This window comes from Methylosinus trichosporium OB3b, from assembly GCF_002752655.1.
Taxonomy (GTDB): domain Bacteria; phylum Pseudomonadota; class Alphaproteobacteria; order Rhizobiales; family Beijerinckiaceae; genus Methylosinus; species Methylosinus trichosporium.
In genome coordinates this window covers 282,020-302,805 of the sequence record NZ_CP023737.1, presented here as the reverse complement: position 1 = coordinate 302,805, position 20,786 = coordinate 282,020, and the positions used below count along the sequence as shown (strand labels likewise).

The window sequence follows — 20,786 nt, the reverse complement described above, 5'->3', positions numbered from 1 at the left end:
GGAATCGTTGAGCGCGACTCCTTCTCCCGCGAGCGGGAGAAGGGAGCGCGAACGCATCAGCAGCGTGGAATGGGCTCAGCCGAGCGTCGCCTTGACAATCTTGTCCGGGTCCTTCACCGGCTCGCCGCGCTTGATCTTGTCGACATTCTCCATGCCCGAGATCACCTCGCCCCAGACGGTGTACTGCTTGTCCAGGAAGCGGGCGTCGGTGAAGCAGATGAAGAATTGCGAATTGGCGGAATCGGGATGCTGCGCGCGCGCCATGGAGCAGGTGCCGCGCACATGCGGCGCCGTGTTGAACTCCGCCTTCAGATCCGGATATTTCGAGCCGCCCGTGCCGGTGCCGTGGGGACAGCCGGTCTGCGCCATGAAGCCCTCGATGACGCGGTGGAACACGATCCCGTCATAGAAGCCTTCCGACACGAGCTTCTTGATATGGGCCACGTGACCGGGGGCGAGATCGGGACGAAGCTTGATCACCACATCGCCCTGCGTGGTCTCGAGCTTCAATGTTTCGGCGTCGCTCATGTCGGCTCCTCTTCATGTTGGGGTTCGGGTCGGCGAAGCAATCCGGGGGCCGATAGGGGCCCCCGGCGCGCACGACGTTCAGCTCTCGTCGCCGGCGAGGCGCAGCTTGATGATCTTGTCCGGATTCGTGACCTTGCCGTTGTCGGCCTTGTCGCCCTTCTTGATCTTGTCGACGACGTCCATTCCGGAGGTCACCTCGCCGATCACCGTATATTGCTCCTCGAGATAGCGCGCGGGAGCGAGGCAGATGAAGAATTGCGAATTGGCCGAATCCGGGCTCTGGCTGCGCGCCATGCCCAAAGTGCCGCGCAGGAACTTCTCCTTGGAGAATTCGGCCGGGATGTTCGGCAGATCGGACTTGCCCATGCCGGTGCCGGTCGGATCGCCGGTCTGGGCCATGAAGCCGTCGATGACGCGGTGGAACACGATTCCGTCGTAGAAATGGCGCTTGGCCAAGGTCTCGATCTGCGCCGCATGCTTGGGCGCGATATCGGCGCGCAGCTTGATGACGATGCGGCCGTCCTTGGTGTCGAGATAGAGCGTATGCGGCTCGGCCTCGGCGGCGTGGCCGAGGGTCGGGACGGCGGCGGCGAGCGCGGCCGCGAGCGCGAAGGCGCGGCGATCGATGAGCATGGAACCTCCCTTTTGCTTTATGGTCGGCGGCCGGAGAGCGCGCGACGCAGAGCCTCCGCCGCCTGAGGCGGGACGAAAGGCGAGACATCGCCTCCGAGCGAGGCGATCTGCCGCACGAGCGTCGCGGTGATGTGCCGGACGGTCGGAGACGAGGGCAGAAAAATGGTTCTGATCTCCGGCGCCATGGCGAGATTCATCCCCGCCATCTGCATTTCATAGTCGAAATCGGAGCCGTCGCGCAATCCACGCAGGATGATCTCCGCCTTGTGCTCGCGCGCCGCCTCGACCGCGAGCCCGGCGAAGGAGACGACCTCGAAGGTCCCGTCCAGTCCAGCGCAGACCTCCCGGATCAGGGCGATGCGCTCGTCGAGCGCGAGCAATGGCGTCTTGCCCGGATGCGCGCCGATGGCGACGACCAGCCGGTCGCAGAGCCCCGCGCCGGCGCGTATCACGTCGAGATGACCGAGCGTGAGCGGATCGAAGGAGCCGGTATAGAGGGCCGTGCGGGTCATGGGGGCGATATAGGCGATTTTTTCGTCGTCGTAACCTGGAAGCTTTGCTGCCTCACGCCCGCAGGAGGTCACGCGTGATGTCTCGGCGACCGTGCAGAATACGCAGGACGCCGATCATGTCTTCCGCCGCGTCATGACGATAGATGACCAGATACGGGAAAACGACGCCGACGCGGATATGCGATCCCAGGCTCGGCCGGGTCGGATAGCTCTCCGGGTAGACGGACAGCCGATCGAAGAAGCTCTCGAAACGAGCGCAGTATTTTTCAGCGGTTCCAACACCAGCCTCGCTTGCGACGCCGGCGAGAATCCCGGCCAGGTCGGCTTCCGCGAGCTTAGTGACAACTAGGCGCGCCATCACCCTTTGAGGGCGGCGAGACGGGCCGCATTGCGCTCCTTGAGCTCGTCGAGCGAGATGACCTCGCCGGCCGCCAGCGCCCGGAGTCCCGCCTCTACGTCAGGCTTCGCCCAGGACAAATCGTCTTCGTCGATGGCGCGCTCGGCGATACGCTCCTCGAGCAGCCGACTGACCGCGTCCTCGACGGACGCAAAATCGCCTCGCGCGACGCGCGCGCGGAGCCAAGCCTCTTGATCAGCGGTCAAAGTGATCTGCATCACGATTTTTCGATATCATGAATGGCGCGAAAACGCGAGCTGTCCCCTCACCCCAGGCTCGCCTTCACCGTCTCGATCAGCTGCTTCAGGCTGAACGGCTTCGGCAAGAACCCGAAATCCCCCTCGGGTAGATTCTTGGCGAAAGCCTCCTCGGCGTAGCCCGAGACGAACACCACCTTGGCCGTCACGCCGCGCTTGCGCAGCTCGGCGAACATGGCGGGACCGTCCATTTCCGGCATCACCACATCGGAGACGATGAGGTCGATCCGCGTCCCCTCGCGCTCGACCACCTCCAGCGCCTCGAGGCCGGAGCTCGCCTCGAGCACGCTATAGCCGCGCGAGACCAGGGCGCGGGCGGCGAAGGCGCGCACTGCGTCCTCGTCCTCGACCAGCAGTATGCTGCCCTGCCCCGTGTAATCGGTCGCCGCCTTCGGCGCCTCGACCTTGGAGGGAAGCTCCCCCGCCTCCGGCACATGGCGCGGAAGCAGAATGCGAAACACGGTGCCGCGGCCGACCTCGCTGTCGACGAAGACGAAGCCGCCCGACTGTTTGACGATGCCGAACACCATGGCGAGGCCGAGGCCCGTGCCCTTGCCGACCTCCTTGGTGGTGAAGAAGGGCTCGAAAATCTTGGCTTTCACATCCGCTGGAATGCCGGAGCCATTGTCCTCGACCTCGATCAGCACATATTCGGTGGCCGCGAGCGAGGCTTCGCCGAAGCTCGCGCAGTCCGCCGCGGCGATATTGCGCGTGCGCAACGTGATGCGGCCGCCAGACTCCGGCATGGCGTCGCGGGCGTTGACGACGAGATTGATGACGACCTGCTCGAGCTGATTGATGTCGGCCTTGACGAACCACAGGTCTCGGCCGTGCTTCAGATCGACCTCGACCTTCTCGCCGACGAGACGCCGCAGCAGCAATTGCAGCTCAGAGAGCACATCGCCGAGCTGCAGGACCTGCGGGCGCAAGGTCTGCCGGCGCGAGAACGCCAGCAATTGGCGGGTGAGGCCGGCGGCGCGATTGGCGGTCTGCTTGATCTGGATGATGTCCTGGAAGGACGGGTCGGTCGGCCGGTGATTGGCGAGCAGCAGATCGGAATAGCCGATGATCGCCGTCAGCATATTGTTGAAGTCATGCGCGACGCCTCCGGCGAGCTGGCCGACAGCCTGCATCTTCTGCGACTGGGCGAAGCCCTCCTGCAGCTTGCGCTGCTCGGTGGTGTCGAGCGCATAGATCATCGCGCCCTTGCCGCCGGCGTCCTCCGCCGGCGCGGCGAAGAAGCGCGCCGATCGCATCGGCCGCCCCTCGCTGTCCTCCAGCGCCGCATCGACCGGCTCGACGTCGCCCTTGTTGTCGAGCGCCGCAGCGACGGCCTCGCGCAGGGCCGGGCGGTCGCGCTCGACGACGCCGTCGAGAATCGGCCAGCTGACGGCGCCCTTCATCGCCAGCGGCAAAAGCTTGGCGAAAGCAGCGTTGGAACGAGTGACGCGGCCGTCCTGATCGACCGCGGCGATGGCCATGGGCGTCGAATTGAAGAAGCGGGCGAAGCGCACCTCCGCCGCGCGCAGATCCTCCTCCGGCTCCTCGCCGGCGGCGCGGTTCAGCACCAGCGTGCGCGAGGCGCCGGGCGTTCCGTCCTGGCCGAAAGCGACCCGATGCAACAGGCGCACCGGCAGAGTGCGGCCGTTGCGGCGCTTCAAATCGAGATCGATCTGCGCCGTGCGCACCTCGCCGGCGCCGCCGGCGACCGATGTGATCAAGGTCGAGCCGCTATTGGCGACGATGTCGGAAAGCGCGACTCCGCCCGAGCCGACCTGCGTCAAATCGTAGCCGAGCCAGCCGGCGAGCGTCTTGTTCATATAGGAGATCGCCCCGTCCGGCGCGGCCGAGAAGAATCCAGCCGGCGCATGGTCGAGGAAGTCGATCGCGTGCTGCAGCTCCTGGAAGAAATTCTCCTGGCGCTGACGGTCGGCGGTGGCGTCGACGACCGTCCACAGATTCGAAACCCCGCCGCCGTCGCGCTTCAACGGGCGCACGCGGATGCGATACCAGCCGACCTCGGCGTCTCCGGTCAGCGGCGGCGCGAGGCGAATGTCCTCGGCGTGATAACGACGCGCGCGCGCCGCCTGGGCGAGGCGATAGATCGCCTCCGACACATCGGCCGGGCCCGAGAACAGGCGCTCGACGGTCACGAGTCCGGCGGCGTCGCGCGCGCTGCACAACTCCATATAGGCGTCATTGGCGTAGACGATCTGCGAATCGCCCTCGGTGACGAGCAGCCCTTCCGAAAATGTATCGGCGATCTGCCGGGCGACGTCGCGACGCGCGGCGGCGGCGGGAAGGCGCAGGAAGCCCACGGCGTAGGCGAAGGCCGAGAACACGCCCGCGACCGCGAGCAGCGCGAGCAGTCCCGCCGCGAATTTCGGCGCGAGCGGCGCCGGCAGCAGCGAAGCGAAGACGATCGCGCCCACGAGTCCGATCGCGAGCGCCAATACGAGCCCGATATTGCCGGGGCGTTCGGTCCGGTCATAGGCGGGAGGCGTCGGCCTTTCGAGCCTGTCGTGCATTCTGACGGAGTCTCGCTCGGTCTCGCCCGGCGAAATGCGCCGGCGAAGTGGTGAATCGCGCTAGACAATGACCCCGCGCGCGCCGCAAGGCAACGCCCGCGCGCCGTTTTCCCGGGGGCTGCGCCCTTAGTTGGCGCGGCGCATTAACCATTGATTAACCTTTCGGGCTCTCTTGCTTCGAAAACTGATAGATTGCATGCTCGCGCCGCGTCACGACGAGAGAAAAAGCGATTCATATGCCCCCCAGCATCACCCAATCCCAGCTTCTGCCGATCCTCGCTGCGGTCGTGGCCTTTCTGTTCGCGGCGCTTCTGCTGCTCTACATCTATCGGCTGTTGTTCGGACGCCGCATCAAGGCGCCCGGTCCGCGCAATCGTCCGCGGCGGCTCGACATCGTCGACACATTCGATCTCGACGGCGATCGTCAGCTGGTGATCGTGAGACGCGATAATGTCGAGCATCTGCTGCTGATCGGCGGCCCCAACGACGTTCTGGTCGAAGCGGCGATCTCGCGGGTCGAGACGCGGGACGCGCGACCGCGCGAGACGCCTTCGGCCGCCGGATGGCCCCTCGCGCCGCCGCCTCCGCCCGCTTCGCTCGGCCCGATTCCGCCGCCGCCGGCAGAAATCGGCAAGCGGCCTGCCGACGGTCCGCCGATCGCGCCGCCGCCGGGATTGGCGCCGCTGCCGTCAGATATGTTCGCGCCCCCGCCTCCTCCACCGCCGCCGCCGGCCAAGCCGCCTGTCGCGCCCGCTGGCGAAGCTCAGCCGGCCGCCGCACCGCGACCGGCCGCGACATCGCGCTTCACGCCGCCGCCGCGGCCCGGCTTCACGCCGACCCCGAGAGCCCCGCGACCGCCGCCGCCGCCCTTCCTCTCGCGCACTCAGAAGGCCGCCGCCCCGCCGGCGGGACCCGAAGCCGCGCCCGAGAAGGGCGTCGAGCATGCGCCCGCGCCCCCGGCTCCGTCGCCGGTCCAGCCGGCTCCTTTGCCGCCTCAGCCGGCGCCCGCTGCGTCCGCGCCGCCGCTGCCTGCTCCGCCGCCCGCGCCTCCGTCTCCGCCGGCCGCAGCGCCAAAGCCGAGCCCGGAGGTCGACCCGCTCGATTCACTGGAAGCGGAAATGGCGCGTCTGCTCGGACGGCCGGAACCCGGCAACAAGCCTTGACCCGAACGACAACGCCCGCGGCAAACCGCGGGCGTTGTTCGATGAGACCGGAATCCGCGAAAAAAGCCAGCGACTCTAATCGTCGCGATAGACGCGCTCGCGGCGTTCGTGACGCTCCTGCGCCTCGATCGACAAAGTCGCGATCGGCCGCGCATCGAGCCGCTTCAGCGAGATGGGCTCGCCAGTCTCCTCGCAATAGCCATAGGTCCCATCCTCGAGCCGCGACAGAGCCGCATCGATCTTGGCGATGAGCTTGCGCTGACGGTCGCGAGCCCTCAGCTCGATCGCGCGATCGGTCTCCGAGGAGGCGCGATCGGCGAGATCGGGATGATTCTCGTTCTCCGCCTGCAGAGTGGCCAGGGTCTCGCGGCTCTCCTGCAGAATTTCGTCTTTCCATGTGAGCAGCTTGCGGCGGAAATACTCGCGCTGCCGCTCATTCATGAAAGCTTCCTGCTCGGACGGTTTGTAGCTTTCGTCTAGATCCACCGCCATGGCCTCGAATCCTCTCTCAGCCTGAACGCGGCGTCTATATAGCCGCGCCGTCCTGGCAGCACAATCACTTCCGTCCGCAAGGCTCTAGACACGTCCGGCCAGCGCCGTTTTCAGATTGGCGTCGATCTTCTCGAGGAAGCCCGTGGTCGACAGCCATTTTTGGCGATGGCCGACGAGCAGCGCCAGATCCTTGGTCATGAAGCCCTGCTCCACCGTCGAAACGCAGACCTCCTCGAGAGTCTGCGCGAAAGCGGTCAGAGCGGCGTTGCCGTCGAGCTTGCCGCGATGCGCGAGCGCGCGCGTCCAGGCGAAGATCGAGGCGATCGAATTGGTCGAGGTCTCGTGGCCCTTCTGATGCTCGCGATAATGGCGAGTCACCGTGCCATGGGCCGCCTCCGCCTCGACAGTCCTGCCGTCCGGCGTCATCAGCACGCTGGTCATGAGCCCCAGCGAGCCGAAGCCCTGGGCCACAGTGTCCGACTGCACGTCGCCATCGTAATTCTTGCAGGCCCACACATAGCCGCCGGACCATTTGAGCGCCGAGGCGACCATGTCGTCGATCAGGCGATGCTCATAAGTGAGGCCTTGCGCCTGGAACTTCACCTTGAACTCGGCGTCGAACACTTCCTGGAACAGGTCCTTGAACCGACCGTCATAGGCTTTCAGAATCGTGTTCTTGGTGGAGAGATAGAGGGGGAACTTGCGATTGAGCGCGTAATTCATCGAGGCGCGGGCGAACTCGCGGATCGAGTCGTCGAGATTGTACATCGCCATGGCGACGCCGGCGCCCGGGAATTTGAACACTTCCTTCTCGATCACCGTGCCGTCCTCGCCCTCGAACTTCATCGTCAGCCGGCCCTTGCCCGGCGTGCGGAAATCCACGGCGCGATATTGATCGCCGAAGGCGTGACGGCCGATCACGATCGGCTGCGTCCAGCCCGGCACGAGGCGCGGCACGTTCTTGCAGATGATCGGCTCACGGAAGATGACCCCGCCCAGAATATTGCGGATCGTGCCATTGGGCGACTTCCACATTTCCTTGAGATCGAACTCTTTGACGCGCGCTTCGTCGGGCGTGATGGTCGCGCATTTGACGCCGACGCCGTGCAGCTTGATCGCCTCGGCGGCGTCGACCGTCACCTGATCATTGGTGGCGTCGCGGTTCTGAATCGAGAGGTCGTAATAGAGCAGCTCGATATCGAGATAGGGGATGACGAGCTTGTCCTTGATATAAGCCCAGATGATGCGCGTCATCTCGTCGCCGTCGAGCTCGACGACCGGCTTTTCGACCTTGATCTTGCTCATTCAATTCTCCCCGCGTCAGGCCCCGGCCTTATAGCGCCCGATCGGCGGAAGGCAAAGCAGGCGCCATGGCGTGCGCGAAAGAGCGGAGCACGGCGCTCGAGGGCGCCGCCCCGCGGCTCTGGATCGCTGCACTTCGCTCGCGATGACGGCCGCTTTCGTTTGGAGCGAATTCTGGTCGATCAAACGATTCCGTGCGATGGGAAAGCGCTCTGGCTCAGGGCGCGCAGGGCCGTTCGTGACGCTTCTTCACCGCGTCGATCTCGGCGAGCATCGTCTTCACCTCGTCGATCGCCTGCTGTTCCCGCTCTGTGAGCGCGCGGCGCGGCTCGAAATGCGCGAGCAGAACGGCGAGCGCATCGCCGATGCGTCCGAGCTGCTTGCCATAGCTGCCGACGTCCATCAGCACCTCCTCCTCCACCTGCGGCGCGCTGGAGCGTCCAAGATTGATGTTTATGAGGCCGAGCTGGCTTCCATAGGGGCTGAAGAAAGAGGTGAACGGATTGATGGTCTGGGCGACGTCGCCGGAGAGGGGAAGCTTGAAAAGCGGCATGGGTCGAGCCTCGCGAAAGAGCGGCCGGAAAGCGCGCATCATCGCATGGTTCCAACGAGAGTTCACTCCGCCGCATCCTCCGGCGATCGCAGGACGGCGCGGGCCTTGGCGGCGAAGCTCAGCCACAAGATCGACGAGCCCAGCGCGATCGACGTCAGCGAGCCCGCGAGCACGCCGATCTTGGTCGCGCGCAGCGCGCCCGCGTCGGCCTCGAAGGCGATCTGCCCGATGAACAGGCTCATGGTGAAGCCGATGCCGCAGAGCACCGAAACGCCATAGAGCTGCATCCAGCTCGATCGCGTCGGCCGCACCGCGAGGCCGGTCGAAATGGCGAGGGCGATGGCCGAGAACACGCCGAGCTGCTTGCCGACGAAGAGGCCGAGCGCAACTCCGAGAGAGACAGCCCCGGCGGCTTCGGCGAAGCCGCCCTCCCCGATCGAGACGCCGGCGTTGGCGAAACCGAACAGCGGCAGAATCAGAAAGGCGACGAAGGGATTGAGCCCATTCTCCAGCCGATGCAGCGGCGTATGCTCGTCCAAATCCGGCCCCGAGAGGCGGAGCGGAACCATCGTGGCGAGCAGCACGCCGGCGAGAGTCGCGTGAATCCCGCTCTTTTCGACGCAATACCAGAGCACGGCGCCGAGCATCAGATAAGGGGTGAGCCGCCGCACCTCGAAGAGATTGAGGCCGAGCAGCAGAAACAAGGCGACGCCGGCGCCGAGCGTCGGCCCGGCCGCCGGCTGGCCGGCGTAGAAGAACGCGATGATGAGGATGGCGCCGAGATCGTCGAGAATGGCGAGCGCCGTCAGAAACACTTTCAGCGCGGCGGGCACTCGATCGCCGAGCAGCGACAGCACGCCGAGCGCGAAGGCGATGTCGGTCGCCGAAGGGATCGCCCAGCCTCTCTGCGTCTCCGGCGAATGCGTGTTCAGCGCCGCGAAGATGAGGGACGGCGCCGCCATGCCGCCGAGCGCGCCGAGTCCGGGAAGAATCCGCGCCGACCATTGGCGTAGATGGCCGTCCAGCAATTCGCGTTTGATCTCCAGCCCCACGAGAAGGAAGAAGATCGACATCAGCCCATCGTTGATCCAATGCAGCGCCGAGAGTGGGCCGAGCTCGCTCTCGAGCGCATGGGCGTAGCCTTCCGCGAAGGGCGAGTTGGCGAGGATCAAGGCGAGACCGGCGCTGAACATCAGAGTGACGCCGCCCGCCGCCTCACTGTCGAGGAAGCGCCGCAAGGTCGAGCGAATACGGTGACGCCCACGGTTCATGAAGCAGGATCCGCTAAAGATGAGAGAGACGCGCCGCAGGCCTCCGTCTTGGGCGATTTTACGACCTTGTTCAACGAGATTCGGACGGCCCCATCCCCGGCGCACCCGCAATGGTCGACCGCGGACGCGCAGGGGCGTAGAACGGCTTCGTCACGCGCACCGGGATCACGCTCCACCGCAGAGAGGAAACGCCCAGATGACCGTCGTACGCGCCCTCGGCCTCATGTCCGGCACCTCGATGGACGGCGTGGACGCCGCGCTGCTCGAGACCGACGGCTTGCGGCCGCTCTCCTTCTGCCCGACCCTGTTCGCGCCCTATCGCGACGAGGACCGAGCGCTGCTGCGCGCGGCTCTGGCGCAGGCGATCGACCTCGACGACAGGACCGCGCGGCCGGGCCCGCTCGCCGACGCCGAGCGCATGGTGACGGACCGCCACGCCGAGGCGGTCGAGACCTTTTTGCGAGAGAATGGAATCGACGCCGCCACGGTCGATGTGATCGGCTTTCATGGCCAGACCGTGCTGCATCGCCCGGAACGGCGGCTCACCGTGCAGATCGGCGACGGCGCCGCGCTGGCGCGGCGGCTCGGAATCGACGTCGTCTATGACATGCGCGCCGCCGATGTCGCCGCGGGCGGCCAGGGCGCGCCGCTCGTTCCCGTCTATCATCGCGCCCTCGTCGCCGCGAGCGGGCTCGAAGGTTCCGTCGCCGTGCTGAATATCGGCGGCGTCGCCAATCTCACTTTCGTCGAAGGCGAGGCCGAGCCGATCGCCTGTGACACCGGCCCCGGCAATGCGCTGATCGACGATCTGATGCTGGCGCGCACCGGCGTTCCGCTCGATCGTGACGGGGCCGCAGCGGCCGCCGGCCATGTCGACGAGGCGGCGCTGGCGCAGCTTCTCGATCATCGCTATTTCGAGGCTCCGCCGCCGAAATCGCTCGATCGCAATGATTTTTCGCTGGCGCCGGTCGAGGGTCTCGCGACCTTCGACGCGGCGGCCACTCTCACGGCCTTCACCGCCGCCTCGATCGCGAAATGTTTTTCGCTGCTGCCGGCGCCGCCGCGCCTCGCCATCGTCTGCGGCGGCGGCGCGCGCAATCTGGCGCTGATGCGCGCGCTCGCCGCGCGCCTTCCCTGCGATGTGCGGAACGCCGAGCAATTCGGCTGGTCCGGCGAGGCGATCGAGGCACAGGCCTTCGCCTTTCTCGCCGTTCGCTCTCTGAACGGCCTGCCGCTCACCTTTCCGACCACGACGGGAGCGCCCTCGCCTCTGCCGGGCGGCAGGCTGGCGCGCGCGGGTTGACGACTTCTCGAGACTTTGCGGCCAAGCTCCGCATTCAACAGCGGGAGCGACGCCATGAATTATGACAATCGCCAGGAGTCCGCCGGCTTCAGCCGTCGGGGTCTGCTGCTCACCGCCGGCGCGGGCCTCGTCGCCACGGTCGCGATCCGCAAGGATTGGGCCGGGCGCCTCTTCAATCCTCTGTCGCTCGAGAGCTTCGAGCTCGCCGCTTCACCGGGCCTCGTCGATGCGTCCGGCCGGCCCCTGCCCGGCCTTTCGTCGCGCGCGCTGTCGGAACGCCGGTCCATTCTGAACTTCTGGGCGTCCTGGTGCCCGTCGTGCCGCGAGGAGCATGAGCTGCTGGTGCAATTGGCGGCGCGGTCGCCGGCTCCGATCCTCGGGGCCGCCGTGCGCGACGACCCGGACCATGTGCGCGACTATTTGGCGCGAAGCGGCAATCCTTACGCCGCCGTCGGACTCGACAGCCGAGCGCAGCTGCAGCGCGCTCTCGGCGCGCGCGGCGTGCCGGCGACCTTCGTGATCGGGCCCGGGCCGGTGATAGAGCTGGCCCTCCACGGGCCGCTCGACGCGCAAATCCTGGACGCGCAACTCCTGCCGGCGCTGAGCAAACCCGCTTGATATCACGATATCCTCGAGAGCATGTTGCAAATTGTCGCACCCAGCGACGCGTGTAGACAGAAATACAACCAGAAGCCGACGAAGAGAAAACAAGGCGAAACTGTGGAGAAGCGAGTGTTTATTCGTGACCTTGCCATAGCAGCGTAAGAACGTTATTTCTATCGTGTTAACGAGCGTCGGATTGCGAAAAATTAACTTGAATTTTATCAGCTCGAGCTACAGCTTCCTCATCGACGCTCGCCGTCGCGGTTTGGACGCGTCTCGCTCCGACCCTGTGGCGTCGACGCTCCGGCCCGCCCGGCGAGTCGAGAAATGGTAGAGTGAGGACTGCGATCATGAAGAAATATGTCGTCGCCGCGAGCATGCTCGCCTTGGCTTTCGGTATGGGCTCGGCGTCGGCTGCCGACCTTCCCTCGCGCAAGGACGCCCCCGCCTTTCTGCCGCCGCCCCCGCCGCCGCCCATGTGGACGGGCTTCTATGTCGGTCTCAACGCCGGCTATGGCTGGACGAACAACAACACAGTGACTCAATCCTATGCCGATACGGGCTCGGCCGGCTTCGGCGCGCAGGCGCTCGGCGGCAATTTCCCCTGGAACGCCTCGGTCAGCAACGACGGCTTCATCGGCGGCGGCCAGATCGGCTATAATGCGCAGGTCTACAACAGCTTCGTGGTCGGCCTCGAGGCCGATATGCAGGGCGTCGCCTCCGACCGCCAGGCTGCGAGCTATTACGGCCCGACCGCCTCGGCGTCGATCTCGCGCAGCCTCGACTATCTCGGCACCGTGCGCGGCCGCGTCGGCTATCTGGTGACGCCGACCCTGCTCGCCTATGCGACCGGCGGCCTCGCCTATGGCCAGGCCAATCTGAGCGGCGCCTATTACGGAACGGCGACCGGCTCCGACTCCTTCTCCGACACGCGCGTCGGCTATTCCGTCGGCGGCGGCTTCGAATGGCTGTTCATGCCGCATTGGAGCGCGAAGGCCGAATATCTCTATTATGATCTCGGCAATGCGACGACGCCGGGCGCATCCTTCGCCTACACGGACGGCGCGGGCGCGCAGAATTCCTGGGCGCAGTCGACCGCCCGCTTCGACGGCCACGTCGTGCGCGCCGGCGTGAACTATCACTTCAACTTCATGGGCGGCGAGCCGTCCACCGTCAAATACTGAGGTCGCGTTTCGGCCGCTCTCGAGAGCGGCCGAGCCGTCACGAAGAGCAGAGCCTGAAGGCTCGCGGTCCAGGGAGCGCTCTCTCTCGGACCGCGAGCCTTCAGGCTCGCTCGCTGTCAGTCCCCCCGCGCTGGAATGGCGATGCGCGGCGGATTGCCGAGCCTGCGGTCGAGATAGGCGTCGACCTCCGCGATCAGCGGCTCGATGCGGTTCTCGAAGAAATGATTGGCTCCCTGCACCACCGCATGCTCGATGACGATGCCCTTCTGCGTCTTGAGCTTCTCGATGAGGCCGGTCACCTCCTTCAGCGGCGCGACGCGGTCGAGATCGCCGTGGATGAAGAGGCCGGAAGACGGGCACGGCGCGAGGAAGGTGAAATCGAAGCGATTGGCCGGCGGCGCGATGGAGACGAAGCCCTCGATCTCGGGCCGGCGCATCAGCAATTGCATGCCGATCCAGGAGCCGAAGGACACGCCGGCGATCCAGCAGGCGCGCGCTTCCGGATTGACGGCCTGGGCCCAATCGAGCGCCGCCGCCGCGTCCGACAATTCGCCGGCGCCGTGATCGAAGGCCCCCTGGCTACGGCCGACGCCGCGGAAATTGAAGCGGAGCACCGAGAAGCCGCGCTCGGCGAAAGCGTAATAGAGGTGATAGACGATCTGATTGTTCATCGTGCCGCCGAATTGCGGATGCGGATGCAGCACGATGGCGATCGGCGCGCCGCGCTGGGCCGACTGATGGAAGCGGCCTTCGAGCCGGCCCGCTGGACCGGTGAAAATGACTTCGGGCATGGAACTCCTCGTCGTGCCGACGCCAGAACGCTGATTTCAGCCGAGGCGGTTTCCACCGGCGCCGAAAATGCGTTATGATCCGGACGGGCCAATCCCGGCGGGGCTCAGCGCTTCGCTGCGCCCGGGCTCCCGCGGCCTGTCCGGCCGAGTGGGCCTTCTAGCATGTACGCCGGGGCGATAGGCAAGAGTTTTGAAGTTCCCGGCGCGAAAGCCGGAACCGTCCCGAAGATCGATGCGCGCCTATCTCGACCATAACGCCACGACGCCGCTACGGCCGCAAGCGCGCACGGCCATGCTCGCGGCGATGGAGGCGGTCGGCAATCCCTCTTCCGTCCATGCCGAAGGCCGCGCCGCGCGATCGGCGGTCGAGACGGCGCGAGCTCAGATCGCCGCCGGGATCGGGACATCCGCGAAAAATCTCGTCTTCACCTCTGGCGCGACCGAGGCCGCCAATCTGATTTTGACGCCTTTCTTACAACGCAGCCGCGACGACGCCCCTCTCGATCTCCTGCTGGCGGGCGCTGGCGAGCACGCCGCCGTGCTGCAGGGACACCGCTTTCAGCGAGACAAAGTGGAAAGTGTTCCGCTGACCCCGGACGGAACGCTCTCGCTCGAGGCGCTGTCGGGTTTGCTGCAATGCAACAAAAACCGCCGCATCCTTCTCGCCCTGCAGGCGGCCAATAATGAGACCGGAGCCGTGCAGCCGACGCGGGCCGCGGCCGAGCTGGTCCATGCCGCGGGCGGGCTCATGATCTGCGACGCGACCCAGGCGGTCGGACGGATCGAGACGACATTCGCCGCGACCGGGGCCGATGCATTGTTCTTTTCCTCACATAAGCTCGGGGGGCCGGCGGGCGCCGGCGCCCTGGCGTTCTCCGACGAGTCTCTCCATATCAAGGAGGCGCTGCTCCGCGGCGGAGGACAGGAGGGCGGCCGCCGCGCCGGCACCGAAAACCTCCCCGCGATCCTCGGTTTCGCGGCCGCTTTCGCAGTCGCGAGAGAGACCATGGCCGGGGAAGCCGAAAGGCTCGGGCGGCTGCGCGGGCTGCTGGAGGAAAAAGTTAAGGAAAGCTGGCCTGAATCGGTGTTTTTGAGCGCCGCCGCTCCGCGTCTGCCCAACACTTCCGCCTTCCAGACGACGGGCGGAAAAGCGCATACGCTGCTGATGGCGCTCGACATGGAGGGCATCGCCCTCTCCACCGGCTCCGCCTGCTCCTCGGGCAAGGTGCGGCGCTCCCATGTGCTCGCCGCCATGGGGCTCGAGGAAACGGAAGCGGTGCGGGCGAGTCTCGGTTGGTCAACGACGCAGGAGCATGTAGAATTGTTTGGTATCGCTTTTGCACGGGTGGCGAAGAGGATCAGGGCGCGGCGGACGGCCGCCTGAACAGGCCGCCCCGGAAGGCCCGTAATTCGGCCGACGGGCCTTGAACCCGTCGAGACGAGGAGAGGACAAATGGCGGCTCGCCAGGAGACGGTGGCGCGCGTCGAGGAAATCGACGTCGACGCGTATAAATACGGCTTCACGACCGATATCGAATCGGAAAAGGCTCCGAAGGGCCTCAGCGAGGACATCGTCCGCTTCATTTCGGCGAAGAAGAACGAGCCCGAATGGCTGACCGAATGGCGCCTCGAGGCCTATCGCCGCTGGCTGACGATGGAGGAGCCCAAATGGGCTCGCGTCGACTATCCGGCGATCGACTATCAGGACCTCTATTATTATTCCGCGCCGAAATCGACGCCCGGCCCGAAATCGCTGGACGAGGTCGATCCGGAGCTGCTGCGCACCTATGAGAAGCTCGGCATTCCGCTGCGCGAGCAGGAAGCGCTCGCCGGCGTCGAGCAGCGCAAGATCGCGGTCGACGCGGTGTTCGACTCGGTCTCGGTGGCGACGACGTTCCGCGAGGAGCTGTCGAAGGCCGGCGTGATCTTCTGCCCGATCTCGGAAGCGGTGCGCGAGCATCCCGAGCTCGTGCGCAAATATCTCGGCTCGGTCGTACCGGTGACCGATAATTTCTACGCGACGCTGAACTCGGCCGTGTTCTCGGACGGGTCCTTCGTCTACATCCCGCCGGGCGTGCGCTGCCCGATGGAGCTCTCGACCTATTTCCGCATCAACGAAAAGAATACGGGACAGTTCGAGCGCACGCTGATCATCGCCGACGCCGGCTCCTACGTCAGCTATCTCGAAGGCTGCACGGCCCCCAAGCGCGACGAGAACCAGCTGCATGCCGCAGTGGTCGAGCTCGTCGCGCTCGACGACGCGGAGATCAAATATTCGACGGTGCAGAACTGGTATCCCGGCGACAGCGAGGGCAAGGGCGGCATCTATAATTTCGTGACGAAGCGCGGCGATTGCCGCGGCAAGAACTCGCACATCTCCTGGACGCAGGTGGAGACGGGCTCCGCGGTGACGTGGAAATATCCGTCCTGCATCCTGCGCGGCGACAATTCGCAAGGCGAGTTCTATTCGATCGCGGTGTCGAACGGCTATCAGCAGGTCGACAGCGGCACGAAGATGATCCACCTCGGCAAGAACACGAAGAGCCGCATCATCTCCAAGGGCATTTCCGCCGGCAATTCGCAGAACACCTATCGCGGTCAGGTGTCGGCGCATCGCAAGGCGGAAGGCGCGCGCAATTTCACCAACTGCGACAGCCTGCTCATCGGCGACAAATGCGGCGCGCACACCGTGCCCTATCTCGAGTCGAAGAACGCGTCCGCCGTGTTCGAGCATGAGGCGACGACGTCGAAGATCTCCGAGGATCAGCTGTTCTACTGCATGCAGCGCGGCCTCTCGGAAGAGGAAGCGACGGCGCTGATCGTCAATGGTTTCGTGCGCGACGTGCTGCAGAAGCTGCCCATGGAATTCGCAGTGGAAGCGCAGAAGCTGATCGCAGTGAGCCTCGAAGGCAGCGTCGGCTGACATATCGATAAGCAAAGAGGCGCTCGGCGTTTTCACAGCGCCTCTTTGCAAGGCAGCGAGCGGCGAAAGGCCCTCGAAAGACGCGGCCCCGAGATTGCAACGCGTCGCTCACGACAGCCAACAGCCAACAGGACGAGACCATGATCGAAATCAAGAATCTCCACGTCTCCATCGGAGAACGCAAAATCCTCGACGGGCTGAACCTCACGGTGAAGGACGGCGAGGTCGCCGCCATCATGGGTCCGAACGGCACCGGCAAATCGACGCTCTCCTATGTGATCTCGGGACGCGAAGGCTATGACGTGACCGAGGGCGAGGTGCTGCTCGACGGCGAGAATATTCTCGGTCTCGAGCCGCATGAGCGCGCCGCCAAGGGCGTGTTTCTCGCCTTCCAATATCCGGTCGAGATTCCGGGCGTCGCGACGATGACCTTCCTCAAGGCCGCGGTGAACGCGCAGCGCCGCTCGCGCGGCGAGGAGGAGCTGCAGACGCCGGACTTCATGAAGATGGTGCGCGAGGCGTCGAGCAAGCTCGGCATCAATATGGACATGCTGAAGCGTCCGCTCAACGTCGGCTTCTCCGGCGGCGAGAAGAAGCGCATGGACATTCTGCAGATGAGCCTGCTGGAGCCGAAGTTCGGCATTCTCGACGAGACCGACTCCGGCCTCGACATCGACGCGCTGCGCATCGTCTCCGAGGGCGTCAACGCCCTGCGTTCGCCGAGCCGCGGCTTCCTCGTCATCACCCACTATCAGCGCCTGCTCGACTACATCAAGCCGGACACTGTGCATGTGATGGCCAAGGGCAAAATTCAGAAGACCGGCGGGCCGGAGCTCGCGCTCGAGCTCGAGAAGAGCGGCTATCGCGATTATGTCGGCGAAGCGGCGTGAGGTGAGATCATGACCGTGCAGGCGATCGACAAGAAGAGCGAAGCCGAGACGGCGCTCGCTGGCGCCTTCGAGGCGATGAAGAGCAAGGGCGCCCCGGCGCTGCGCCAGGCCTCCTGGGAGTTCTTCGCGCGCAAAGGCCTGCCGACGCGACGCGTCGAGGCTTGGCATTACACCGATCTGCGCGCGGCGCTGCGCGCAGTGGCGCCGCTCGGCGCGCCGGAAACGGTCGCCGTTCCCGCGGCGGCGGAAGGGCGGGTGCGCCTCGTCGTCGCCGACGGCGCGTTCCGTCCCGATCTCTCCAATGTCGCCGCGCTGCCGGCCGGCGTCGAGTTCGTGTCGCTCGCCGATGCGCTGGCCAAGGACGACGCCGCGGTTCTCGCGGCGCTCGGCCTGCCCGAGAACGCCGGCGCCGACGCCATCGTCGCGCTCAACGCCGCGCTGATGCAGGACGGCGTGGTGCTGCGCATCGCGCCGGCGATCGAGGTGGCGAAGACGATCGAGATTCTGCTGCTCTCGTCCGGCGACACGGCGCGCTCCGCGTTCACGCGCTCTCTCGTCATCGTCGGCGACGGCGCCAAGGCCAAGATCATCGAGACCTCGCTCGCGCTCGCTCCCTCCGGCGCGCAGGAGAACCATGTGCTCGCCTTCTCGATCGGCGCCGGCGCCGAGGTCGAGCATATCTCCGACATCGGCCCGCAATCCGAAGCGGCGATCCGCCTGTTCAGCCTGATGGTGACCGCGCAGACCAAGGCCTCGTTCAAATCTCTCGGCTACATCGAAGGCGGCGGTCTCGTGCGGCGCCAGATCTTCGCGCGCCTCGCCGGCGAAGAAGCGAGCCTCTCGCTCGATGGCGTCGCTCTGCTCGGCGGCAAGGATCACGCGGACACGACGCTCGTCGTCGAGCATGCGGCGGCGCATTGCCAGAGCCGCGAGCGTTTCCGCAATGTGCTCGACGGACAGTCGACCGGCGTGTTCCAGGGCAAGGTCGTCGTGCGTCCCGGCGCGCAGAAGACCGATGGCTCGATGCAGTCGCGCGCGCTTCTCCTCAGCGAGAACGCGACGATGAACAACAAGCCGGAGCTCGAGATCTTCGCCGACGACGTCGTCTGCGGCCATGGCGCCACTTGTGGCCGGCTCAACGCCGACCAGCTGTTCTATCTCGAGGCGCGCGGCCTTCCCAAGCGCGAGGCCGAGGCGCTGCTGATCGAAGGCTTCGCCGGCGAGATCGTCGATGCGGTCTCCGAGGAGGCGACGCGCGAGGCCTATTTCGCGCGCATTCGCTCCTGGCTCGGCAGACGGGAGGCGGGCAAGTGAACCAGCCGCTCTTGAAGGAAGCGACCGCGGCCTATGATGTCGAGGCGATCCGTCGCGATTTTCCGATCCTCGCCGAAAAGCCCTACGGCAAGGACCTCGTCTATCTCGACAATGCGGCCTCGGCGCAGAAGCCGAAACAGGTGATCGAGCGCATCTCAAAGGTCTACGAGCACGAATACGCCAATGTGCATCGTGGCCTGCATTATCTCGCCAATGCGGCGACCGACGCCTATGAGGGCGCGCGCGAGACCCTGCGCCGCTTCCTCAACGCCGAGTCGCGCGAGGAGATCATCTTCACGCGCGGCGCGACGGAGGCGATCAATCTCGTCGCCTCGTCCTTTGGCCTCGCCCATATCGGCGAGGGCGACGAGATCATCCTCTCGATCATGGAGCATCACTCCAACATCGTGCCCTGGCATTTCCTGCGCGAGCGCAAGGGCGCGGTGCTGAAATGGATCGACACCGACGATGACGGCGTGTTCTCGCTCGAGGATTTCGAGAAGCTGATCACGCCGAAGACCAAGATCGTCGCGCTCACGCATATGTCCAATGTGCTGGCGGCGCCGACGCCGATCGCCGATGTCGTGCGCATCGCCCACGCCCATGGCGTGCCGGTGCTGGTCGACGGCTCGCAAGGCGCCGTGCATCTCGACGTCGACGTGCGCGCGCTGGACGTCGATTTCTACATCGTCACCGGCCACAAGCTCTATGGACCGACCGGCATCGGCGCGGTCTATGGCAAAAAGCAATGGCTGGAGAGTCTGCCGCCCTTCGCCGGCGGCGGCGAGATGATCGAGACGGTGACTCGCGATTACGTCACCTATAACACCCCGCCGCATCGCTTCGAGGCGGGCACGCCGCCGATCGTTCAGGCGGCCGGCCTCGGCGCGGCGCTCGACTATATGCAGAAGATCGGCCGCGCGGCGATCCGCGCCCATGAGGCCGATGTGACCGCCTATGCGCATGAACGCCTCGCCGATGTGCCGGGGCTGCGCATCTTCGGCCACGCCAAGGACAAGGGTCCGATCGTCGCATTCGACATGCCGGAGGCGCACGCCCACGACATTGCGACCATCATCGACCGCTCCGGCGTCGCAGTGCGCGCCGGAACCCATTGCGCCATGCCGCTGCTGCAGCGTTTCAACGTCACCTCCACCTGCCGCGCTTCGTTCGCCATGTATAATACGCGCGGCGAGGTGGACCGCTTGGCGGAAGCGCTGCTGAAAGCGAAGGCGCTGTTTTCCTAAGAAGGAGCGACGAGCGTGACCAAGACGGATGACGCGGTGGAGCCGCAGGAAGTCGTCGGCGATACCGGCCCCTCGGCGGAAGCCCTCCTGCCCCATGGCCGCACCAAGGAGCAGGTCGAGCAGCTGACGCAAAACATCATTGCTGCGCTGAAGACCGTGCAGGACCCGGAAATTCCGGCGGATATTTTCGAGCTGGGGCTGATCTACCAGATCGACATCTCGCCGGAAGAGGTGGTCCATATCGAGATGACGCTGACGGCGCCGGGCTGTCCGGTCGCCGGCCAGATCGTCGAACAGGTGCAGAGCGCGGTGAGCCTCGTGCCGGGCGTGCTGGCGGTGGTGGTGAAGCTCGTCTTCGAGCCGCCGTGGGATCAGAGCCGCATGTCGGACGAAGCGCGCGTGACGCTCGACATGTTTTGACGCCGGAGGAGCCGATGCCCGCTCCGAGCCCGAGAATCGACGGCTGTCTCGAGACGGCGATCTATGTCGACGATCTGGCGCGAGCGGCCGGTTTCTACGAGAAGACACTCGGCCTCTCGCCGATGTATTCCGACGAGAGGCTCGTCGCCTTCGATTGTGGCCCGCGCAGCGTGCTATTGCTGTTCCTGCGCGGCGCGACCCTGGAGACGGTGAGATTGCCGGGCGGCGAGATTCCTCCGCACGACGGTTGCGGCAAGCTGCATTTCGCGCTCGCAGCACCGGACGAGGACATCGAGCCCTGGGAACGGCGGCTGCAGGCGGAGGGGGTTGCGATCGAGGCTCGGATGCAATGGCCGCGCGGTGGGCGCAGCCTCTATTTTCGCGATCCCGACGGCAATCTCGTCGAGATCGCCTCGCCGGGCCTCTGGGCGAATTATTGAGCGCGCGACGCGCTGCGGACGAAGGACTCAAGGAG

22 protein-coding genes are annotated in these 20,786 nt (G+C 65.7%); 11 read left to right on the top strand and 11 right to left on the bottom strand.

Features of this window, described 5'->3' with window-relative positions; genetic code table 11:
* Positions 1-75 precede the first annotated feature (75 nt).
* From CQW49_RS01495 to cckA, 6 genes are all read right to left on the bottom strand, one after another.
* The gene (locus CQW49_RS01495; RefSeq protein ID WP_003610775.1) at positions 76-528 is read right to left on the bottom strand and encodes a peptidylprolyl isomerase; all 453 of its coding nucleotides are present in this window, start codon (positions 526-528) and stop codon (positions 76-78) included.
* A 78-nt stretch (positions 529-606) separates the two neighbouring features.
* Positions 607-1,161, bottom strand: coding sequence for a peptidylprolyl isomerase (locus CQW49_RS01490; RefSeq protein WP_003610777.1), 555 nt, complete (start codon positions 1,159-1,161; stop codon positions 607-609).
* Positions 1,162-1,178: 17 nt separating this feature from the next.
* The gene (gene coaD, locus CQW49_RS01485) at positions 1,179-1,673 is read right to left on the bottom strand and encodes a pantetheine-phosphate adenylyltransferase (protein ID WP_024749379.1); all 495 of its coding nucleotides are present in this window, start codon (positions 1,671-1,673) and stop codon (positions 1,179-1,181) included.
* Positions 1,674-1,725: 52 nt separating this feature from the next.
* The gene (locus CQW49_RS01480; RefSeq protein ID WP_003610780.1) at positions 1,726-2,031 is read right to left on the bottom strand and encodes a type II toxin-antitoxin system RelE/ParE family toxin; all 306 of its coding nucleotides are present in this window, start codon (positions 2,029-2,031) and stop codon (positions 1,726-1,728) included.
* A complete protein-coding gene (locus CQW49_RS01475; RefSeq protein WP_003610782.1) occupies positions 2,031-2,288 on the bottom strand; it encodes a hypothetical protein in 258 nt (85 codons plus the stop codon). Before CQW49_RS01475 ends, CQW49_RS01480 begins: the two co-directional genes overlap by 1 nt.
* A 47-nt stretch (positions 2,289-2,335) precedes the next feature.
* Positions 2,336-4,855, bottom strand: a complete 2,520-nt coding sequence (gene cckA / locus CQW49_RS01470; RefSeq protein WP_003610783.1) for a cell cycle histidine kinase CckA — start codon at positions 4,853-4,855, stop codon at positions 2,336-2,338.
* Between the two features lie 236 nt (positions 4,856-5,091).
* On the opposite strand from cckA, the gene CQW49_RS26010 reads away from it, so the two are divergent.
* Positions 5,092-6,018, top strand: coding sequence for a flagellar biosynthetic protein FliO (locus CQW49_RS26010; protein WP_003610784.1), 927 nt, complete (start codon positions 5,092-5,094; stop codon positions 6,016-6,018).
* A gap of 75 nt (positions 6,019-6,093) precedes the next feature.
* Here CQW49_RS26010 and dksA read toward each other — a convergent pair whose 3' ends face one another.
* The 4 genes from dksA to nhaA all read right to left on the bottom strand — a co-directional run bounded on the left by dksA (position 6,094) and on the right by nhaA (position 9,636).
* A complete protein-coding gene (gene dksA / locus CQW49_RS01460) occupies positions 6,094-6,510 on the bottom strand; it encodes an RNA polymerase-binding protein DksA (protein ID WP_003610785.1) in 417 nt (138 codons plus the stop codon).
* A gap of 84 nt (positions 6,511-6,594) precedes the next feature.
* The gene (locus CQW49_RS01455; protein WP_003610786.1) at positions 6,595-7,815 is read right to left on the bottom strand and encodes an NADP-dependent isocitrate dehydrogenase; all 1,221 of its coding nucleotides are present in this window, start codon (positions 7,813-7,815) and stop codon (positions 6,595-6,597) included.
* 214 nt (positions 7,816-8,029) lie between these two features.
* A complete protein-coding gene (locus tag CQW49_RS01450) occupies positions 8,030-8,365 on the bottom strand; it encodes a hypothetical protein (protein WP_003610787.1) in 336 nt (111 codons plus the stop codon).
* Between the two features lie 62 nt (positions 8,366-8,427).
* The gene (gene nhaA / locus CQW49_RS01445; RefSeq protein ID WP_003610788.1) at positions 8,428-9,636 is read right to left on the bottom strand and encodes a Na+/H+ antiporter NhaA; all 1,209 of its coding nucleotides are present in this window, start codon (positions 9,634-9,636) and stop codon (positions 8,428-8,430) included.
* Positions 9,637-9,832: 196 nt separating this feature from the next.
* On the opposite strand from nhaA, the gene CQW49_RS01440 reads away from it, so the two are divergent.
* The 3 genes from CQW49_RS01440 to CQW49_RS01430 all read left to right on the top strand — a co-directional run bounded on the left by CQW49_RS01440 (position 9,833) and on the right by CQW49_RS01430 (position 12,726).
* Positions 9,833-10,939, top strand: a complete 1,107-nt coding sequence (locus CQW49_RS01440; RefSeq protein WP_003610789.1) for an anhydro-N-acetylmuramic acid kinase — start codon at positions 9,833-9,835, stop codon at positions 10,937-10,939.
* 54 nt (positions 10,940-10,993) lie between these two features.
* Entirely contained in the window at positions 10,994-11,557 is a 564-nt protein-coding gene (locus tag CQW49_RS01435; protein ID WP_003610790.1) for a redoxin family protein, read from the top strand.
* Positions 11,558-11,892: 335 nt separating this feature from the next.
* Positions 11,893-12,726 (top strand): outer membrane protein, encoded by an 834-nt coding sequence (locus CQW49_RS01430; protein WP_003610792.1) that lies wholly within the window; start codon positions 11,893-11,895, stop codon positions 12,724-12,726.
* Positions 12,727-12,842: 116 nt separating this feature from the next.
* Here CQW49_RS01430 and CQW49_RS01425 read toward each other — a convergent pair whose 3' ends face one another.
* Positions 12,843-13,517, bottom strand: a complete 675-nt coding sequence (locus CQW49_RS01425) for an alpha/beta hydrolase (protein WP_003610794.1) — start codon at positions 13,515-13,517, stop codon at positions 12,843-12,845.
* Positions 13,518-13,749: 232 nt separating this feature from the next.
* On the opposite strand from CQW49_RS01425, the gene CQW49_RS01420 reads away from it, so the two are divergent.
* The 7 genes from CQW49_RS01420 to CQW49_RS01390 all read left to right on the top strand — a co-directional run bounded on the left by CQW49_RS01420 (position 13,750) and on the right by CQW49_RS01390 (position 20,751).
* Positions 13,750-14,901, top strand: coding sequence for a cysteine desulfurase family protein (locus tag CQW49_RS01420; protein WP_003610795.1), 1,152 nt, complete (start codon positions 13,750-13,752; stop codon positions 14,899-14,901).
* A gap of 69 nt (positions 14,902-14,970) precedes the next feature.
* Positions 14,971-16,440, top strand: coding sequence for a Fe-S cluster assembly protein SufB (gene sufB / locus CQW49_RS01415; protein ID WP_003610797.1), 1,470 nt, complete (start codon positions 14,971-14,973; stop codon positions 16,438-16,440).
* A 140-nt stretch (positions 16,441-16,580) separates the two neighbouring features.
* Positions 16,581-17,330 (top strand): Fe-S cluster assembly ATPase SufC, encoded by a 750-nt coding sequence (gene sufC, locus CQW49_RS01410; protein WP_003610798.1) that lies wholly within the window; start codon positions 16,581-16,583, stop codon positions 17,328-17,330.
* Between the two features lie 9 nt (positions 17,331-17,339).
* Positions 17,340-18,644, top strand: a complete 1,305-nt coding sequence (sufD, locus tag CQW49_RS01405; protein WP_003610800.1) for a Fe-S cluster assembly protein SufD — start codon at positions 17,340-17,342, stop codon at positions 18,642-18,644.
* A complete protein-coding gene (locus CQW49_RS01400; RefSeq protein WP_003610801.1) occupies positions 18,641-19,891 on the top strand; it encodes a cysteine desulfurase in 1,251 nt (416 codons plus the stop codon). The genes sufD and CQW49_RS01400 overlap by 4 nt, the downstream gene beginning before the upstream one ends.
* A 15-nt stretch (positions 19,892-19,906) precedes the next feature.
* Complete coding sequence (locus CQW49_RS01395; protein ID WP_003610802.1) at positions 19,907-20,311, top strand: iron-sulfur cluster assembly protein; 405 nt, start codon at positions 19,907-19,909, stop codon at positions 20,309-20,311.
* A 14-nt stretch (positions 20,312-20,325) separates the two neighbouring features.
* Positions 20,326-20,751, top strand: a complete 426-nt coding sequence (locus CQW49_RS01390; RefSeq protein WP_003610803.1) for a VOC family protein — start codon at positions 20,326-20,328, stop codon at positions 20,749-20,751.
* The last annotated feature ends 35 nt before the right edge of the window (positions 20,752-20,786 follow it).

Excerpts from the sequence above, each read along its gene's own strand:
- CQW49_RS01480 (WP_003610780.1), bottom strand. The coding sequence starts at position 2,031 with ATGGCGCGCCTAGTTGTCACTAAGCTCGCGGAAGCCGACCTGGCCGGG.
- CQW49_RS26010 (WP_003610784.1), top strand. The coding sequence starts at position 5,092 with ATGCCCCCCAGCATCACCCAATCCCAGCTTCTGCCGATCCTCGCTGCG.
- coaD (WP_024749379.1), bottom strand. The coding sequence starts at position 1,673 with ATGACCCGCACGGCCCTCTATACCGGCTCCTTCGATCCGCTCACGCTC.
- CQW49_RS01435 (WP_003610790.1), top strand. The coding sequence starts at position 10,994 with ATGAATTATGACAATCGCCAGGAGTCCGCCGGCTTCAGCCGTCGGGGT.
- cckA (WP_003610783.1), bottom strand. The coding sequence starts at position 4,855 with ATGCACGACAGGCTCGAAAGGCCGACGCCTCCCGCCTATGACCGGACC.
- CQW49_RS01430 (WP_003610792.1), top strand. The coding sequence starts at position 11,893 with ATGAAGAAATATGTCGTCGCCGCGAGCATGCTCGCCTTGGCTTTCGGT.
- CQW49_RS01490 (WP_003610777.1), bottom strand. The coding sequence starts at position 1,161 with ATGCTCATCGATCGCCGCGCCTTCGCGCTCGCGGCCGCGCTCGCCGCC.
- CQW49_RS01450 (WP_003610787.1), bottom strand. The coding sequence starts at position 8,365 with ATGCCGCTTTTCAAGCTTCCCCTCTCCGGCGACGTCGCCCAGACCATC.
- sufB (WP_003610797.1), top strand. The coding sequence starts at position 14,971 with ATGGCGGCTCGCCAGGAGACGGTGGCGCGCGTCGAGGAAATCGACGTC.
- sufD (WP_003610800.1), top strand. The coding sequence starts at position 17,340 with ATGACCGTGCAGGCGATCGACAAGAAGAGCGAAGCCGAGACGGCGCTC.
- CQW49_RS01440 (WP_003610789.1), top strand. The coding sequence starts at position 9,833 with ATGACCGTCGTACGCGCCCTCGGCCTCATGTCCGGCACCTCGATGGAC.
- CQW49_RS01475 (WP_003610782.1), bottom strand. The coding sequence starts at position 2,288 with ATGCAGATCACTTTGACCGCTGATCAAGAGGCTTGGCTCCGCGCGCGC.
- CQW49_RS01420 (WP_003610795.1), top strand. The coding sequence starts at position 13,750 with ATGCGCGCCTATCTCGACCATAACGCCACGACGCCGCTACGGCCGCAA.
- nhaA (WP_003610788.1), bottom strand. The coding sequence starts at position 9,636 with ATGAACCGTGGGCGTCACCGTATTCGCTCGACCTTGCGGCGCTTCCTC.
- CQW49_RS01425 (WP_003610794.1), bottom strand. The coding sequence starts at position 13,517 with ATGCCCGAAGTCATTTTCACCGGTCCAGCGGGCCGGCTCGAAGGCCGC.
- dksA (WP_003610785.1), bottom strand. The coding sequence starts at position 6,510 with ATGGCGGTGGATCTAGACGAAAGCTACAAACCGTCCGAGCAGGAAGCT.
- CQW49_RS01455 (WP_003610786.1), bottom strand. The coding sequence starts at position 7,815 with ATGAGCAAGATCAAGGTCGAAAAGCCGGTCGTCGAGCTCGACGGCGAC.
- CQW49_RS01495 (WP_003610775.1), bottom strand. The coding sequence starts at position 528 with ATGAGCGACGCCGAAACATTGAAGCTCGAGACCACGCAGGGCGATGTG.
- sufC (WP_003610798.1), top strand. The coding sequence starts at position 16,581 with ATGATCGAAATCAAGAATCTCCACGTCTCCATCGGAGAACGCAAAATC.
- CQW49_RS01390 (WP_003610803.1), top strand. The coding sequence starts at position 20,326 with ATGCCCGCTCCGAGCCCGAGAATCGACGGCTGTCTCGAGACGGCGATC.